Consider the following 16108-nt stretch of genomic DNA (forward strand, 5'->3'; position numbering starts at 1 on the left):
CGGCACGGTGGACACAGGCCGGTGGCCCGGGGATCTCCTCCCCGGGCCACCGGCCGTTTTCGGTCACACGGGGAACCTCAGCGCAGCTCGGGGTCCGTCTCGATCACGCTGTACGGGTACGGGAGCACCTGGTCGCTCGCCCCGGTCAGCAGGGCCGCGTCGGCCGGGTCGAGGTCCAGGTCCGCGGCGCCCAGGTTGGTCTCCAGCTGCTCCGGGGTGCGCGCGCCCACGATCGGGGCGGTGACCCCGGGGCGGCCGAGCAGCCAGGCGAGGGCCACCACCGGGACCGCGAGGCCCGTGCGCCCGGCGACCTCGTGCAGGGCGTCCAGCACCCGCCAGGTGCGCTGGTCCCCCTCGTAGGCGCTCCACGACTCGCCCCAGCCGAGCCGTTCGGCGGTCTCCACACGGGTGCCCGCGGGCGGCTGTTGCGTACCGCGCCGGATGGCGCCGCTCAGCCAGCCGCCGCGCAGCGGGCTCCAGGGGATGACGCCGAGGCCCTCGTTGCGGCTGACCTCCAGCAGCTCCCACTCGGCGGAGCGGTCCAGGAGGTTGTAGAGCGGCTGGAGGGCGGTGAAGGGCTCCCAGCCGTTCGCCCGGCTGAGGTCGACGGCCTTCTGGAGCTGCCAGCCGGAGAAGTTGCTGGCCCCGATGTAGCGCACCTTGCCGGAGGTGACCAGGGCGTCCAGGGTGGCGAGGGTCTCCTCCAGCGGGGTGCCGGGGTCCCAGGCGTGCACCTGGTAGAGGTCGATGTGGTCGGTGCCCAGCCGGCGCAGGCTCGACTCGACCCCGGCGATCAGGTGGTTGCGGCCCAGGCCGCGGTCGTTGGGGCCCTCCCCCGTGCCGTAGCGCACCTTGGTGGCGATCACCACGTCGTCGCGGCGCTGTCTCTTCAGCCAGCGGCCGAGGATCTCCTCGGAGGCCCCGGCGGAGTAGATGTCGGCGGTGTCCACGAAGGTGCCGCCCGCCTCGGTGAAGCGGTCCAGCAGCGCGTGGCTGGTCGTCTCGTCGGCCTCCCGGCCGAACGTCATGGCGCCCAGGCAGAGTTCACTGACCCGCAGGCCGGTCTTGCCGAGGTAGCGGTAGCGCATGGTGGGTTCCTTCGTCGTGGTGGTGGACCCGGAGGCCGGCCGGTGGCCGGGGGTCCGGTTCGGCGAGCGACACGGACACCTCCTGGACGCAGTGGTCGGACAGTCCGCGCGGATCGCGGAAGCGGTAGCTGTGGACCCGGGCGCCCGGCGTGCCGAGCACCCAGTCCAGCCGCCACCAGCGCAGGCCCGGACGTGCCTGCCAGGAGACGGGGCAGAACTTCCCGGCCAGGGCGACGGCATCGGCGCCCAGGCGGGCGATGCGGCGGGCGTCCCCGATCGCGGCGGTCGTGTTGAAGTCCCCGGCGATCAGGGCCGGGTGAGGGCAGTCGGCGACGTCCGCCAGGAGCCCCCGGTACTCCTTCTCCCGGTCGGCGGCCCGGGACCGGACCGCGCGGTAGAAGTCTGCGCGCAACGGGCTGATCAGCCGCAGCTGTACCGGGATGTGGACGTTGAACGTGGCGAGAATCCGACCGTCGTCCGGCATCTCCAGGTCGACCCGCAGGGTCCGGCGGGCCGCCGTCTCGACGGTCGCGGCGACCGGCAGCCGGGACAGGGTGATCAGGCCCCGGGCGATGACGGCCTCGTGGCCGGGGAAGGTCGCGCGCAGCCGCCGCTCGTCGTCGATCAGCCGGTAGGTGCCGTTGAACCGGTCGTGGTGGTACTCCTGGAGGAGGTAGACGTCGGCGTCGAGCCCGCGCAGAAAGGCGTAGAACGGCTCGGGGTCGGTGCTCTGGCACCAGTGCTGGGTGTTCCAGGAGACGATGCGCACCGCCCCGTCCGGCGGCGGGCGGTGTGCTCTTCGGACCAGCGCGCCCGGCACCAGACCGGACTGCCGGGCCCCGAGCAGCAGGGACACGCCCGCCAGCGCTCCGGCCGCGGGGTCCCGCGCCGCCCCGGCGAGAGCCAGGAGCAGCGCGGGCACCGCGACGAACAGCGGCGGCGGCAGCAGCGAGGGCAGCAGCCACAGCCACCAGCGGCCGTTCAGGGCGAGGTGGGCGGCGAGGAACACGGCCCAGGCGGCCGCCGCCCACAGGGGCCATCCCCCGGTGCCGACGGCCGCGGCGGCCAGGGGTTCCGGCTCCGTCACGCGCGGGCTCCCTGAGCGCCCCGGAGCGCCCCGGTGTCCCGGAACAGGGCGTCGTAGGCGTCCAGGCAGTTGTCCGTCCCGTACCGGGCGCGGGCGTCGCGGCCGCCCTCGGCGCGGCGCTTCGGCGGGTACGCGGCCACCTCACGCAGAGCCTGGGCGAGGGCGGGGGCGTCGCCGGGCGGGAAGAGACGGCCGAAACCCGTCTCCGTCACCGGGACGCGCATGCCCGGGGCGTCGCTCGCCACCGAGGGGACACCGAGCATCATCGCCTCGGCCTGGGAGATGCCGAAGGACTCCTCGGCGACGGACGGCAGGGCGAAGGCGTCCAGCGAGGCGTAGAAGCCCGCCACCTGGTCGTCACGGAGGAAGCCGGTGAACCGGATGCGGGGGTCGTCCCCGGCACGGGTGCGCAGCGCCCCCACGACGCTGCCGCCGGCCACCTTGGAGTAGTCACCCGCGATCAGCAGCCGGGCGTCGGGGTCCGGGATCGTCCGGAAGGCGTCGACCAGGTGGTGCAGTCCCTTCTCGGGGGCGATCCGGCCGAGGAAGCCGATGTGCGGGCCCGCCGTCTCGCGGAAGGCGGCGGGCGCGGGCTCGCGCTCCCGGCAGGGCGGGGCGATGGAGAGCAGACGGCGCTCGCGCATCAGGGGCCAGTGGCGTGAATGCTCCGCGTGGTCCACGTTGTTGACGACGACGGCGGCCGAGCGGCGCAGCGCCCCGGCGACCGAGGCGTCGACGGCCTTCACCTGAAGCGGGGCGAGCACGCCGCCCGCCAGCCAGACGTCGTCGTGGTGGGTGGCGACGACCGGGGTGTCCCCGGCGAGCCGTGCCACGAGCCCGGCCTCCAGCATCGGCAGATGGAGGTTGACGACCCGGGAGGCGCGGGCGATCCGTCCGGCCAGCGGGGCGAACCCGGGGCTGATCACGCCGCGTCCGAACCGGGCGGCGACCGGGGCGCGGAACACCTCGACGCCGTTCACGGTCTCCCTCGCCCGGTGCCCGGGGTCGTGGCGGCACGCGACGACGGCGACCCGGCGGCCCCGCGCGGCCAGCCCTTCGGCGACCGTGCGGGCCACCTCGGTGAGGCCGCTGGTGTACGGGAGGTAGTAGGTGAGCACGATCGTCGCGTCGAAGCGCGGCGAGCGCGCGGGGCGCCGGGTCATGGCCGGTCCTTCTCGGTGGCGGGGGCGGTGGCCCCGGACGTGGGCAGGGAGAGGCGCAGTTCGATGAGCCGGTGGGTGGAGAGCGCGGCGGGCGGGTCCTGGACGGACTGCCGGTGCAGGTCGATGCGTGGCGAGACGAACGCCCAGTCGAGCCGCCAGAGCGCCGGACCGCTCACCGGGAACGTCGCCGGGTACACCGAGTCCCCGGCGTCGGCGGCGTCCCGCAGCCCCTCGAACCAGCGCAGGTCCCCGGTGCCCGGCAGCACGTTGAGGTCCCCGGCGAGGACCACCGGGTGGCCGTTGGCGTCGAGATCGTCGCGCAGGGCCCGGAAGTGGCGGTCGCGGCGGTCGGAGAGCTGCCGTACGGAGCGGTGGTAGGCGGCGGTCAGGGGGTTGCGGTCGACGTTCAGCAGGTCGGGCAGGTGTGTGTTGTAGAGCGAGAGGGTCTCGCCGTCCACGTCGATGTCGGTGCGCAGGACGCGGATGTTCCAGTAGTCGGCCCAGGCGGTGTCGGGCGGGGCGAGACCGTCGGGGCGCAGCGCCCGCACCGAGGTGATCGGGAAGCGGGACAGCGTGAGGAACTCCCCCTCGGTGGCGATGTGGAAGCCGGGGAACTCCCGCCGGATCCGCGCCAGATCGTCGATCGGTGCGGGTTCGTCGCCCCGGGCGTTCTGGTACTCCTGGAGGAGGTAGACGTCCGCGGACCGGGACTTCAGGTAGGCGTAGAACGCGTCGGTGTCGGCGTCCTGGTCCCAGAAGAAGGTGTTCCAGTTGACCACCTTCAGGGCGCCCGGAGGCACGGCGGGCTGTCCGCGCAGCAGCGCCCCGGGGTGCAGCCCGGTCTGCCAGGAGCCCAGCAGCAGGGAGACCAGGACGACGCCCACGGCGGCCCGGCGGCCGTGCCGGATCAGGGCGGCCGGGATCAGCAGGGCGAGCGGGAAGAGGAGATGGAGGACGGGCGGGGCGAGGCCGAGGCCGTTCCACGCCCACCACCGGCCGCTGAGGAGCGCGCGGGCGGCGACGAACAGGGCCCACAGGACGGCGACGGCGATCAGCAGCCGGCCGGGCCACCGGCGGTCCTGCGCCGCCCGCCCGGGTGGGTACGCCTCGGGCGCGTCCCGCTGCGCGGGGGCGGCGTTGTCCACCACCGGGGTCCCCGTCACGACGTGGCCCGTACGGGGGCGGGGTGGGTGCCCGGCTCGTACAGCCGGCGGAAGCGGCGGGAGGCCAGCCACTGGAGGGCGCCGACGCCCGCGCCCGCCGCGATGACCGCGTTGACGACGGTGTGCGCGAAGGCGAAGTAGGCGGCGAACAGGGGGCCCCGGCGGCGCAGCACGAAGCGGTACAGGGCGGTGTCCGCGAGCAGTGTGAGGAGGAGCAGCGCGGCCGGGACGAGCAGCCAGGGCGCGGCGATCAGGCCGAGCGGCAGGGTGACCAGGGCGAGCAGCGCGGCGACGCTGGCCCCGGCGCGGGGCCCGGTGGCGATGCCTCCGGGGAGGTCGCCCCGGCTCACGTACAGCGGGATGTGCAGCCGGGTGCGGTGGAAGACCTTGCGCAGCACGACCCGCCAGGTGTCGTCGTGGTCGTGCCGGCCCCGGACGGTCGTGGAGCTGTGGACCTCGTAACTCCGGCAGATGCGGGCGGCGTAGTCGCCGTCCTCGGTGTGGCGCAGCCGGGGGTTGAAGGGGCCGATCTCGGCGAAGACCCGGGCGGGCATGGCGCAGATCGCGGTGTGCAGGGTGCCGATGCGGCCCTCGTGCTCGGCGAGCCAGTAGAACTGGTGCAGGCAGCGGTACTCCTCGATCAGGCTGTCCCGGATGAGGGGTTCGGCGTCGTAGGTGCCGCAGACCGCGCCGATGCGGGGGTCGGAGTCGAGCAGGGCCACGGCGTTGGCGATCGCGTCCGGTTCCATCGCCACGTCGGAGTCGACGAACACGACGATCTCGCCCCGGGCGTGGGCGGCCCCGGTGTTGCGGGTGGTGGCGACCCCGCTGTTGACGCCGGTGCTGATGACCCGGACGCCGCAGGCCTCGGCGACGGCGACGGAGTCGTCGGTGGAGCAGTCGTCGATGAGCAGGACTTCCAGGGGCTCGTAGGTCTGGGCGAGGGCGGCGCGCAGGCAGAGCTCCAGGGCGCGGCCGTAGTTGTAGTTGGGGATGACGACGGAGACGAGGGGGTGCTTCCGGTTCATGGGGCGCCTTCGGGCGGTCGGAGGACGGACGGAGGGCTGGGCGGCGAGCGGACGGAGGGCTGGGGGCGGGCGGCGTAAGTGCCGCACAGAGGGAGTTCCGCGCCGGTGGGCGGGGGGGGTGGAGGGACGGAGGGGGCGCTGGGCCGCGGGGCGGGTGGGTCAGCCGGGCACGTGCCGGAGGAGGAGGGCTACCGCGACGAGGAGTGCCCACAGCGCCGCGTTGACGAGGGTCGCGCGGTCCCGGAACAGGACGTGGACGGGGTTGCCGCCGCCTTCCTCGACGAGGAGGAGCTGGAGGTAGCGGGCGAGGCCGAAGACGGCGCAGGGGGCGGAGAGCAGGGTGACGAAGGAGGCCCCGGCGGCGAGGGCCGCGTCGTCGCGGAGGTAGAGCACGTAACTGACGGCCGTCAGCACGGCGACCAGGACGACCAGGTGGTCGAGGAAGGCCGGCGTGTAGCCGCGCAGGGCGGGGCGGTGGGCGCGGCCGGCCGCCGTGATCTCGTGGCGGCGTTTGCCCAGCGCCAGCATCAGGCAGAGTGAGAAGACGCAGAGCGCCAGCCACTCGGAGAGCCGGCCGCCGACGAGCAGCGCCCCCTGGAGGAGCCGGAGGACGAAGCCGGTCGCCACGATGAACGCGTCCACCAGCGGGACGTGCTTGAGCCCCTGGGAGTAGGCGAGGCTGAGCGCCAGGTAGAGGGCGGTGGGCCACCACTGCCAGGCGGGCCCGGCGACCGCCCAGCAGGTCAGTGCCAGGGCGAGGGACCCGGTCAGGGCGGTGGCGGCGGCCGGGGAGACCCGGCCGGAGGCGATGGGGCGGTGGCGCTTGACCGGGTGCAGCCGGTCCCGCTCCCGGTCGGCGAGGTCGTTGACGACGTAGACGAGGGCGGAGGCGAGGGTGAAGCCGAGGATCGCCCAGCCGGTGCGCAGCAGGGCGGCGGGCTCCCACGGGTGGAGGTCGAGGAGGGCGAGCGGGACGACGGCCAGGTTCTTGACCCACTGGCCGGGGCGCACCAGCGCGAGGAGATCGCGCGGCCGGTTGCGGCGGGTCTGCCGTACGCCGGCCGGCGACGGGGTCTCCAGCGGCTCGGCGTAGGCGGGTTCGGGCAGCGGGGCGAGGCCGGTGAGGCCGGCCGTCTCGGGCAGGCCGGTGAGATCGGCGGGCCCGGGCAGGCCGGTGAGGCCGGCGGGCCCGGGGTCGGGTGGGGCTGCCGCCACGCGCGGGGGCGCGGGGGACGAACGGGTGATGTCCACGGCAGGGCTCCAGGGGATCAGAAGAAGACCTTGGCCAGACCGAGCGCCCCTTGGCGCCACGGGTCCCGGCTGGTCCGGCCGGCTCCGGGAGCGGGGGCGCCGCCCCGCCGCTGGGTGCGCCACCACGCGTACGTGGCGAGGATGGCGTCCTGGTTGGAGAGCGCGGGACGAAAGCCGAGCCGTTCGGTGGCCCGGGCGATGTCCACGTAGCTGTCGTCGAGGAGCTTGAACAGCAGCCGCCCGTAGACCGGGGAGAGCTTGGTGCGCTCCAGGGCGCGCAGGACCGCGAGTGCCGGTGCTGCCGGCAGCGGGACCACGCGTCTGCCGTGTCCGGCCGCGTCCAGCACGGCCTGGAAGTCCTCGCGCAGGGTGCCGAACTCGGCGGCGCCCAGGTTGTAGACGTCGTTCGCGACCTCGGGCGGGGCGTGGAGTGCGAGCACCACGGCGTCGACGAGGTCGGCCATGCCGAACATCTGGATGCGGACGTCGCCCCGGCCCAGGACGGGGAAGTTGCGCCGCTCCTCGGCCCATTCGAAGAGCATCGAGAAGAGGCCCATCCGGCCGGGTCCGAGGAAGGTCTTGGGCCGCAGCACCGGCAGGCACATCCCGCGCCCCCGGAACTCCTCGCAGACCTCCTCGGCCTCGGCCTTGGCCCTGCTGTACGGGTCGACGGGCTCGCGGGGGTGCTCCTCGGGGGTCGGGACCCGCTTCGGCAGCCCGTAGACGGCGGTGGAGGAGATGTGCACGACGCGTTCGACGCGGGCCCGGTGGGCGGCGGTGAGCACGGCGCGGGTGCCGTCGACGGTGATGGAGCGGATCTGGTCGACGGGGTAGCTGGGCAGGGCCGCGGCGCAGTGCACCAGCGCGTGGGCCCCGTCGAAGGCGCGGGCGAGCGCGGCCCCGTCCCGGATGTCCGCGACGACGTGCCGGGCCCCGGCGGGCGGGCGGGGTTCGTCGCGCAGGTCGATCCCGACGACGTCGTGGCCGTCGGCTGCGAGCCGGGCGACCAGGTGGGAGCCGAGCATGCCGGCGGCGCCGGTCACGGCGATCGTCAGGCCGCCCATCGGGACACCGCCTTGTCCTTGAAGAAGGCGGTGAGCAGACGGTTCATGCCCTTGGCCAGGGTCTGGTCGAAGGCGTCGAGGAAGATCTCCACCTCGTCGGGTCCGGCGACCAGGGAGGGAGCGGCCACCAGGGGGCTGCGGCCGTTCAGCGTGTAGTACATGTACACGTCGTGGTCGTGGTACATCGCGTTGACGACCGCGCAGGTGATGACCTTGGTCCGCAGCAGCGGGTCGCGGGCGAGGCCGCCGGGGGCGATCCTGGCGGCGAGGTCCAGGAGGCGGGGGCCGCCGTCGAGGAAGATCCCGTACAGCGCGCCGGCGCCCCGGACGTCGGCGATGAGGTCGGGGTACTGCTTGCGCAGCCGCTCCAGGCCCGGCTTCAGGACGCGTTCGATGGCGCGGGCGCGGGCCGGGTAGTCGTCCTCGACCGCGATGTTGACGGCCTCCAGCGCAGTCGCGGTCTCCTCGCCGAAGCCGTAGTAGGTGGTGCTGGTGGACTGGAGCATGGCGTCGCCGAGGCTGTCGTAGGCCTTCCGGAAGACGGGCTCGCGGGCGACGAAGGCGGAGATGGAGGACTTGCCGCCGCCGAAGGACTTGGAGGTGGTGACCACATCCGGGACCAGGCCCGGGTAGCGCATGAAGTGGAAGAGGCTGCCGGTCTTGCCCCAGCCGGTGTAGATCTCGTCGAAGATCAGCACGATCTTCTGCTCGGTGCACAACTCCCGCAGCCCCCGCAGGAACTCCTCGGAGCACTCGGTCATGGTGGAGGCGGAGAACGGTTCGATGAGGATCGCGTAGACGTCGCAGCCGCCCTTGGCGTCCCGGGCTCCGGCGACCGCCCGGCGTACGGAGTCGAGGTCGCCGTAGCGGAAGGCGGAGACGCCGGGGATGCCGGGGAAGGCGAAGGCGTTCTGGGCGCTGCCGGTGAGGCTGCCGGAGCCGAGCAGCTTGCCGTGGAAGCTGATGTCGGCGTGCAGGATCTGCTTCCGGCGGCCGCCGTGGTACTTGTACGCGAGTTTCACCGCGCCCTCGACGGCCTCCGCCCCGGAGTTGGGGAAGAAGGAGAGGTCCAGGTCGCCGGGGAGGAGCCGGGCGAGGTTGTGGCCGAGGGCGGCGATGTAGGGCGAGAAGTAGGTCTTGTGGACCTCCATCCGGCGCTGCTCCTGGAAGCGTCGGCGGGCGGCGAGGATGCGCGGGTGGTTGTGGCCGTGGTTGAGGACGCCGACGCCGCCGGTGAAGTCCAGGACGCGGCGTCCGTCGCGGGTGTGGATCCAGGATCCCTCGGCGTGGTCGACGAGTTCGCGGCCGAAGCCGAACGACGTCATCAGGGAGACCTGGCTCTTGTTGACATGGGACCGGTAGAGCTCGTGCACCTGGCTCGTCGACAGTGCTTCGCAGTCGTCGACGGTCAGCAGGGCGGGTACGTCGGGGGTCATGCGGCTCCTTCCCGGAGCGCGGGTCGAGGGGCGGGCGGGGGTCCGGCGGCGCGGGCCCAGGCGAGGGCCGCGCCGGTGGCGGCGACCTCGCTGAGCACGCAGACGAGCCGGCTGGCGATGACGGCGGCGGTGGCGGCGGAGAGCGGCATCACCGCGCCGAGCGGGGCGAGGAGGACCAGTTCGCGCGCGCCCCAGCCGTCGGGCAGGACGAAGGCGAGGCTTCCGGCGACGGTGGCCAGGGCGAAGCCGCCGACGCAGACGGGCAGGGAGAGCCCCGGAGGCGCGCCCAGTAGGACGGCGATGACCCACAGGTGGAGCCCGGACACCGCCCAGGAGGCGCAGGCCCAGCCGATGGAGAGCCGCAGGGCGCGGGGCGAGCTGTCGGCTGCCCCGGAGGGGCGGCGGGCCACCCGCATCGTCCACGCGACGAGCCGGCCCACCCAGCCGGGCCGGGCCACGGCGGCCGCCGCGAGCAGCACGAGCGGGGCGAACACCCAGGCGCCCGCGCCGAACACGGCCGGGGCGACGAGGAGTCCGGCGGCGGCCCCGGTGGTCATCCCGATGACGAGGCCGAGCCCGAAGGCGGCGAGCATCCGCTCGGGGGCGATGCCGACGGCCTTGCCGAGCTGGACGTGGGCGAGGACGCCCCAGATCCGGCCGGGGACGAACTTGGCGATGACGCCGATGAAGAAGATGCGGGCGGTGTCGCTGGTCCGGGCCGGGGAGCCGCCGTCCACGACGAGGACGCGCCAGGAGAGCATCGACAGGCCGAGTCCGGCCGCGTTGGCGATCAGGGCCGCGCTCAGCAGGAGCACTCCCCCGGGCCGGCCGGCGGCGTCGGCCAGCTCCGTACCGGCCGCGCGCAGCGAACCGCCGACGGCGAAGCAGGTCGCCGCGACGAGGACCAGGGCGGCGGCGGGACGCAGCACCCGGCCCCACGGGGAGGGCCGCCGGCCGCCCCCTGGAGGCACAGCCTCCGGTTCCGGCGACACGGCCTCGGACCGTACGGCTCCCGGTTCCTGCGGCACGGCCCCGGACCGTACGACCTCCGGTTCCGGCAACGCGGCCCCGGACCGTACGACCCCCGATTCCGGCAACGCGGCCCCGGACCGTACGACCCCCGATTCCGGCAACGCGCCCCCGGACCGTACGACCCCCGATTCCGACGGCGCGCCCCCGGACCGTGCCGTGCCCCGCTCCCCGGGCGGTGCGGCGCTCACGGTGCCGCCGCCGGGGCCGGGCGGTCGCGGCGGCCCCGGACCGAGGGGCCGAAGCGCGGGTCCAGCAGCCAGCGGACGCCGCCGGTCATCGCGCCGAGCACGAGGGCCAGGTGCACCGCGAAATGCAGGGCGGTGAAGCGGAGCAGGAAGAGCCACCCCTTGCGGCGGGCCACGAAGCGGGAGAGGCCCACGTCCGCCAGGGCGAACGCCACGGCGCAGGCGAGCGGCACCGCGAGCAGCCAGGGGGTGAGCAGGGCGAGCGGAAGCGTGAGCGGGACCAGGCCGGCGGCGAGGACCCCGCCCGTCCGGTTGGCGCGCAGTCCGCCACCGCGCCGGCGTTCCACGGCGGCGACGGGGACGAGCAGTTGGGACCGGCGGTACTGCTCGGCGAGCATCGGCAGCAGCCGGTCCACGTCGTCGTGGCGGCCGGTCACCCGCTCGCTGAGCCGGATGCGGTGGGTGGCGGCGAGGCGGTCGCTGTACTCGACGTCCTCGGAGTCGCGGAGGTTCTCGTCGAAGGGCCCGGTCGCCTCGAAGACGGAGCGTTCGATCGCGGCCAGCGCGAAGAAGGCGGTACCGACGACTCCGGCGCTGCGGCGTCGCCAGAAGTGCGCGTGGAGACAGTGGTAGACCTCCACCGGGCCGTCGTCGAAGAGCGGTTCGGGGTCCAGGACCCCGTGGACGCAGCCGGTCGCCGGATCGTCCATGAGCAGGTCGACGGCGTTCTCGATCGCGTCGGGCGCCAGGGCGATGTCGGAGTCCAGGAAGAACAGCACCTGCCCGGCGGACGCGGCGACGCCCAGGTTACGGGCGGCGGAGACCCCGCCGTTCTCCGGGCGGGCCACCAGGACGCAGGGGAACGCGCGGGCGATGTCACGGGAGGAGTCGGTGCTGGCATCGTCGACGACGACCACGTCCAGGGGACGCAGGGTCTGGGCGTAGACGGATACGAGGCAGGCCCGCAGGGTCTTCTCGTAGTTGTGGTTGGGGATGATCACTGACACGGAGGGGCGCTCCCGTGGCATGGCGGGTCCGGTCCTTTCGGTTCGGGGAGTCGGTGCGGGGCCGGGCGGCCCGTGACGCCGCCGAGGACAGCGGGCCGCCAGTCCAGCGAGGCGGGCCGGGCGGCGCTCAGGGCGGCCAGGAGGTGGTCCAGTGCCGCCAGTTCGGCGTGCACGGGGTCGGGGCTCTCCATGTAGAGCGCGGCGCGGACGGTGCCGTCCGGGCCCTCGACGGCGTAGACGTGGACCGGTCCGGGCGCGTGCGGGCCGGCCCGCAGTTGTCCGGAGCCCAGTCGGCGGGCCAGCTCCCGCGCCGTCCACCGGCCGGGGCTCGGGGGTGCGGCGCGCACGAGGAGCGCGGTCACCAGGAACACGGGGGCGTCCCGTTCTCCAGGGTCACCCCCAGGAGAAGCCGTCCCGGGCCGCGACCGCGCCCAGGCCCGCCGGGAGCGCGCGGGAGGCCGCGGCCGACGGGTGGCGAGGGGTGGGGGAAGGGAACGCCCGCATGCGGAACTCCTCGAAAAGTAGCGGTGTGTGGATGCCTTGTGACGGCCAGATCCTGTCGTCATCGCCACCCCGGGGGCCACGGTTGGCGGGTGGCCGAAAGCTGCGGGGCAGCAGAGTGCCACCCGTGCCGTCGGCCGCCGGGAGGCCGCTGCCAGGGGCGATGCGGCGATGGCAGCGGACTGCCAGACATCTTGCGGCCATCCGGCGGGGCCGCCGGGGCACGTTCCGGCCGCCGCCGGGACTCGCCCTTTCCGGCCATGCGCGGCCTTCATGGGCCCTTCCACCCCGTGGACTTGGTCTATACCTTCACAACCCGCCGCCCTTACACTCGCGCCGGTGCTGAAGGGGCGTCCCGCACCGGCGTGCGGGGACGGCGTGACATCTGCGGGGGAGCCAGGGATGTTAGAGGTGCTGGGGCTGGACGCGCGGACGGAGCTGGTCTACCGGCTCGTCCTGGAGGAACCGGAGCTGCGGCTCGACGAGATCGTCGCGCGTCTGGGGCGGAGCGAGGAGGATGTGCGCCGGGCCCTGGACCAGCTGGCCGAGCTGTGTCTGCTGGACGACGGCGGACCGCACGGTACGGAGCAGGGCCCGCCGGTCTTCCGGGCCCTGGACCCGGCGGCCAGCCTGCCGTTCCTCCTCTCCCGCCGCGAGGCCGAACTGGCCCGGCAGCAGCGGGGGCTCGAAGTGGCCCGGGACGCGATGTCGGCCCTCACCACGGACCGGGGGCGGCGGGCGGGCGGCGGATTCGACGTCGTCAAACGGCTGGAGGGGCTCGACGCGGTACGTGAGCGGCTGACCGAACTGGCCGAACTGGCCCGGACGGAGTGCCTCTCGCTGCTGCCCGGCGGAGCGCAGTCCCCGGACACGCTGGAGGCCAGCTGGCCGCTGGACCGGCGGGCGCTGGAGCGCGGGGTGCGGCTCCGCTCGATCTACCAGGACAGCTTCCGCAACGACCAGCCGACGCTGCGCTACGTGAACCGGCTGGGGTCGCTCGGCGCGGAGAGCCGTACGCTGCCGACGCTGCCGTTGGTCATGGTGGTGGTCGACGGTGAGGTCGCGCTGGTGCCGCTGGACCCGGACGACGGGCGGGCGGGCGCGCTGGAGTTGCGCAGCAAGGGAGCCGTCGCGGTGGCCCGGATGCTGTTCGAGCAGTTGTGGACGGCCGCCAGTCCGCTCTGCTCCCCTCCCGCCCGCGACGGCAACGGACTGACCCCGCAGGAGGACGAGTTGCTGTCCCTGCTGGCGAAGGGGCACACGGACGCGACCGCCGCCCGCCGCCTGGGGGTGTCCCTGCGCACCGTGCGCCGGATGAACGCGGAGCTGACGGCCCGGATGCAGGCCCGCAGCAGGTTCCAGGCGGGCGCCGAGGCGGCCCGCCGGGGCTGGGTCTGACCGAAGGGATGCCGACGGCCCGGCGCAGCGGCCGGACACGGGAGGGCCGTTCCGGTCGCCTCCCCCGTGAACCGAACTGCCGCCATGCCCGTGTCCCGTGGGGAAACACCACCGTAGCCGGACCGCAATACGGACAGGGGGTGACGCTGATCGGACGCGTCCCCTAGATTTCCTGCCCACGCAACCGGTGATCAGCGAGGGGACGGAGTCACCCACATGGCGGAAGCGCCCACATCAGCACCAACTTCCCCGCAGGTGCCGGGGAAACGGAGCATCTCCCCGAAGTCCGTGGCGGTCTGGAGCCTCGTCGCCCTGGTCGGCGCCATCGGCTGGGCCGTCCTCGCCCTCTCGCGGGGCGAAGAGGTCTCCGCCGCCTGGATGCTGGCGGCGGCCCTCGGTTCGTACGCCATCGCGTACCGCTTCTACTCCCGGTTCATCGCCAACCGGGTGCTGAAGGCCGACAAGAACCGCGCGACCCCGGCCGAACGGCTGGACAACGGTGTCGACTTCCATCCCACCGACCGCCGGGTCCTGTTCGGCCACCACTTCGCCGCCATCGCCGGAGCGGGTCCGCTGGTCGGTCCCGTGCTCGCCGCGCAGATGGGCTATCTGCCCGGCACGATCTGGCTCGTCGTCGGCGTCATCTTCGCCGGCGCCGTCCAGGACATGGTGACGCTCTTCTTCTCGACCCGCCGCAACGGCCGTTCGCTCGGCCAGATGGCGCGCGACGAGATAGGGCCGGTCGGCGGGATCGCCGCGCTGGTCGCGGTCTTCATGATCATGATCATCCTGCTCGCGGTCCTCGCGCTCGTCATCGTGAACGCGCTCGCGCACTCGCCGTGGGGCGTGTTCTCCATCGGCATGACGATCCCGATCGCGCTCTTCATGGGCGTCTATCTGCGCATCCTGCGGCCCGGCAGGGTCAGCGAGGTCTCCCTCGTCGGCGTCGCACTGCTGCTCCTGGCGATCGTCGCGGGCGGCTGGGTCGCCGAGTCGTCGTGGGCGGACTTCTTCACGCTGGAGCCGGGCACGCTGGTCATCTGGATGATCGTGTACGGATTCCTCGCCTCCGTGCTTCCCGTGTGGCTGCTGCTGGCCCCGCGCGACTACCTCTCCACCTTCATGAAGGTGGGCACGATCGCGCTGCTCGCCCTCGGCGTCGTCGTCGCGCTGCCGACCCTGAAGATGCCCGCGGTGACCGACTTCGCCACCAACGGCCAGGGCCCGGTCTTCGCCGGATCGATGTTCCCGTTCGTCTTCATCACCATCGCCTGCGGCGCGCTCTCCGGCTTCCATGCCCTGGTCTCCTCCGGCACCACGCCGAAGATGGTCCAGAAGGAGACGCAGATCCGGATGGTCGGCTACGGCGCCATGCTGACCGAGTCGTTCGTGGCCATCATGGCGATGATCACGGCCTGCATCATCGATCCCGGGCTCTACTTCGCCATCAACGCACCCGTCGGCGTGATCGGCGACAGCGTCCAGTCCGCCTCCCAGGCCGTGGCGAACTTCGGCTTCACCATCACCCCGGACGCCCTGGCCCAGGCCGCCAAGGACGTCGAGGAGGCGAGCCTGCTCTCCCGGACCGGTGGCGCGCCCACCTTCGCGCTCGGCATGTCGGAGATCTTCTCCGCGGTGATCGGCGGGAGCGCGATGAAGGCGTTCTGGTACCACTTCGCCATCATGTTCGAGGCGCTCTTCATCCTCACCACCGTGGACGCCGGCACCCGGGTCGGGCGCTTCATGCTCCAGGACATGCTGGGCAACGTCTACAAGCCGTTCCGCGAGGTCAGCTGGAAGCCGGGCGTCTGGTTCGCCAGTGCCGTGGTGGTCGGCGGATGGGGGTACTTCCTCTGGGTCGGCGTGCACGACCCGCTGGGCGGCATCAACCAGCTCTTCCCGCTGTTCGGAATCGCCAACCAGCTGCTGGCCGCCGTCGCGCTGGCCGTCTGCACCACCCTGCTCGTCAAGTCCGGCCGCCTGAAGTGGGCCTGGGTCACCGCGGTCCCGCTCGCATGGGACGTGGCGGTCACGCTCACCGCGAGCTGGCAGAAGATCTTCTCGGACGACGTGAAGATCGGCTTCTTCGCCCAGCGCGACAAGTACCAGGCGGGCATCGACGCGGGCGAGGTGCTGGCGCCCGCCAAGTCCATGGACGACATGCGGACCGTCGTGACCAACTCCACCGTCGACGGGGTGCTGAGCGCCCTCTTCGCGCTCCTCATCATCGTGGTGCTCGTCGACGCCGGCCGGGTCTGCTACAAGGCCATCCGCGACCCGGAGGGCGTCAGGCTCCACGAGGCGCCGTACGTCGAGTCCAGGCTCGTCGCCCCGGCCTCGCTCGTCGCCACCAAGGAGGAGAAGGCCGAACTGGCCGCCGCCGGCCTCGGTCCCGAGGGCGGCATCCGCAAGGAGCCGGCGGAGACGGGGAGCCGGACATGACGGTCGCGGACGTGCGACGGGTGGCCGGACGGATCCGCTGGTACGTCCGCGAGCTGACCGGCGAGTCCACGTACGACCGCTATGTGGCGCACGCCAGGACGCACGATCCCGAGGCGCCGGTGATGACCCGCCGCGCCTTCGAACGCAGCCGCACGGACGCCCGGGAGGCGGATCCGCGCGAGGGCTTCCGCTGCTGCTGAGCACCGCCGGCCGACCGGGGCCGCCGCATCCCGTCCAGGGGTGCGGCGGCCCCTTTCCGCGTC

General features: G+C 73.5%; 14 protein-coding genes. 3 read left to right on the forward strand and 11 right to left on the reverse strand.

Annotated elements, in window-relative coordinates; genetic code table 11:
* Positions 1-77: 77 nt before the first annotated feature.
* The 11 genes from KME66_RS09365 to KME66_RS09415 form a co-directional block, all read right to left on the reverse strand.
* Positions 78-1088: an aldo/keto reductase gene (locus KME66_RS09365; RefSeq protein WP_073214736.1), complete on the reverse strand. Its 1011-nt coding sequence runs from the start codon at positions 1086-1088 to the stop codon at positions 78-80.
* Positions 1045-2175: an endonuclease/exonuclease/phosphatase family protein gene (locus tag KME66_RS09370; protein WP_216320940.1), complete on the reverse strand. Its 1131-nt coding sequence runs from the start codon at positions 2173-2175 to the stop codon at positions 1045-1047. The genes KME66_RS09365 and KME66_RS09370 overlap by 44 nt, the downstream gene beginning before the upstream one ends.
* Complete coding sequence (locus KME66_RS09375; protein WP_216320942.1) at positions 2172-3338, reverse strand: glycosyltransferase family 4 protein; 1167 nt, start codon at positions 3336-3338, stop codon at positions 2172-2174. The genes KME66_RS09370 and KME66_RS09375 overlap by 4 nt, the downstream gene beginning before the upstream one ends.
* On the reverse strand, positions 3335-4501 hold the full coding sequence (locus KME66_RS09380) for an endonuclease/exonuclease/phosphatase family protein (protein ID WP_216320944.1): 1167 nt from the start codon (positions 4499-4501) through the stop codon (positions 3335-3337). The genes KME66_RS09375 and KME66_RS09380 overlap by 4 nt, the downstream gene beginning before the upstream one ends.
* The gene (locus KME66_RS09385) at positions 4498-5529 is read right to left on the reverse strand and encodes a glycosyltransferase family 2 protein (protein ID WP_216320947.1); all 1032 of its coding nucleotides are present in this window, start codon (positions 5527-5529) and stop codon (positions 4498-4500) included. The genes KME66_RS09380 and KME66_RS09385 overlap by 4 nt, the downstream gene beginning before the upstream one ends.
* A 159-nt stretch (positions 5530-5688) precedes the next feature.
* The gene (locus KME66_RS09390) at positions 5689-6780 is read right to left on the reverse strand and encodes a UbiA prenyltransferase family protein (protein WP_216320950.1); all 1092 of its coding nucleotides are present in this window, start codon (positions 6778-6780) and stop codon (positions 5689-5691) included.
* A gap of 17 nt (positions 6781-6797) precedes the next feature.
* Positions 6798-7844 carry an NAD(P)-dependent oxidoreductase gene (locus KME66_RS09395; RefSeq protein WP_216320952.1) on the reverse strand — a complete coding sequence of 349 codons (1047 nt, stop codon included), beginning with the start codon at positions 7842-7844 and terminating at the stop codon, positions 6798-6800.
* Positions 7832-9280 (reverse strand): aminotransferase class III-fold pyridoxal phosphate-dependent enzyme, encoded by a 1449-nt coding sequence (locus KME66_RS09400; RefSeq protein ID WP_216320955.1) that lies wholly within the window; start codon positions 9278-9280, stop codon positions 7832-7834. The genes KME66_RS09395 and KME66_RS09400 overlap by 13 nt, the downstream gene beginning before the upstream one ends.
* The gene (locus tag KME66_RS09405) at positions 9277-10308 is read right to left on the reverse strand and encodes a lysylphosphatidylglycerol synthase domain-containing protein (RefSeq protein ID WP_253208272.1); all 1032 of its coding nucleotides are present in this window, start codon (positions 10306-10308) and stop codon (positions 9277-9279) included. The genes KME66_RS09400 and KME66_RS09405 overlap by 4 nt, the downstream gene beginning before the upstream one ends.
* 188 nt (positions 10309-10496) lie before the next feature.
* A complete protein-coding gene (locus KME66_RS09410) occupies positions 10497-11498 on the reverse strand; it encodes a glycosyltransferase family A protein (RefSeq protein WP_073214760.1) in 1002 nt (333 codons plus the stop codon).
* Entirely contained in the window at positions 11495-11875 is a 381-nt protein-coding gene (locus tag KME66_RS09415; protein ID WP_073214764.1) for a hypothetical protein, read from the reverse strand. Before KME66_RS09415 ends, KME66_RS09410 begins: the two co-directional genes overlap by 4 nt.
* 532 nt (positions 11876-12407) lie before the next feature.
* Here KME66_RS09415 and KME66_RS09420 point away from each other — a divergent pair.
* From KME66_RS09420 to KME66_RS09430, 3 genes are all read left to right on the forward strand, one after another.
* Positions 12408-13403 (forward strand): helix-turn-helix transcriptional regulator, encoded by a 996-nt coding sequence (locus KME66_RS09420; protein WP_073214767.1) that lies wholly within the window; start codon positions 12408-12410, stop codon positions 13401-13403.
* 216 nt (positions 13404-13619) lie between these two features.
* Positions 13620-15845, forward strand: coding sequence for a carbon starvation CstA family protein (locus KME66_RS09425; protein ID WP_216320958.1), 2226 nt, complete (start codon positions 13620-13622; stop codon positions 15843-15845).
* Complete coding sequence (locus tag KME66_RS09430) at positions 15842-16045, forward strand: YbdD/YjiX family protein (RefSeq protein WP_073214770.1); 204 nt, start codon at positions 15842-15844, stop codon at positions 16043-16045. Before KME66_RS09425 ends, KME66_RS09430 begins: the two co-directional genes overlap by 4 nt.
* The last annotated feature ends 63 nt before the right edge of the window (positions 16046-16108 follow it).

Origin of the sequence: Streptomyces sp. YPW6 (genome assembly GCF_018866325.1) — a bacterium.
In the GTDB taxonomy this organism is placed as follows: Bacteria; Actinomycetota; Actinomycetes; order Streptomycetales; family Streptomycetaceae; genus Streptomyces.

Coding starts and splice junctions, on each gene's coding strand:
- KME66_RS09385 (WP_216320947.1), bottom strand. CDS start 5,529: ATGAACCGGAAGCACCCCCTCGTCTCCGTCGTCATCCCCAACTACAAC.
- KME66_RS09395 (WP_216320952.1), bottom strand. CDS start 7,844: ATGGGCGGCCTGACGATCGCCGTGACCGGCGCCGCCGGCATGCTCGGC.
- KME66_RS09425 (WP_216320958.1), top strand. CDS start 13,620: ATGGCGGAAGCGCCCACATCAGCACCAACTTCCCCGCAGGTGCCGGGG.
- KME66_RS09375 (WP_216320942.1), bottom strand. CDS start 3,338: ATGACCCGGCGCCCCGCGCGCTCGCCGCGCTTCGACGCGACGATCGTG.
- KME66_RS09420 (WP_073214767.1), top strand. CDS start 12,408: ATGTTAGAGGTGCTGGGGCTGGACGCGCGGACGGAGCTGGTCTACCGG.
- KME66_RS09365 (WP_073214736.1), bottom strand. CDS start 1,088: ATGCGCTACCGCTACCTCGGCAAGACCGGCCTGCGGGTCAGTGAACTC.
- KME66_RS09400 (WP_216320955.1), bottom strand. CDS start 9,280: ATGACCCCCGACGTACCCGCCCTGCTGACCGTCGACGACTGCGAAGCA.
- KME66_RS09430 (WP_073214770.1), top strand. CDS start 15,842: ATGACGGTCGCGGACGTGCGACGGGTGGCCGGACGGATCCGCTGGTAC.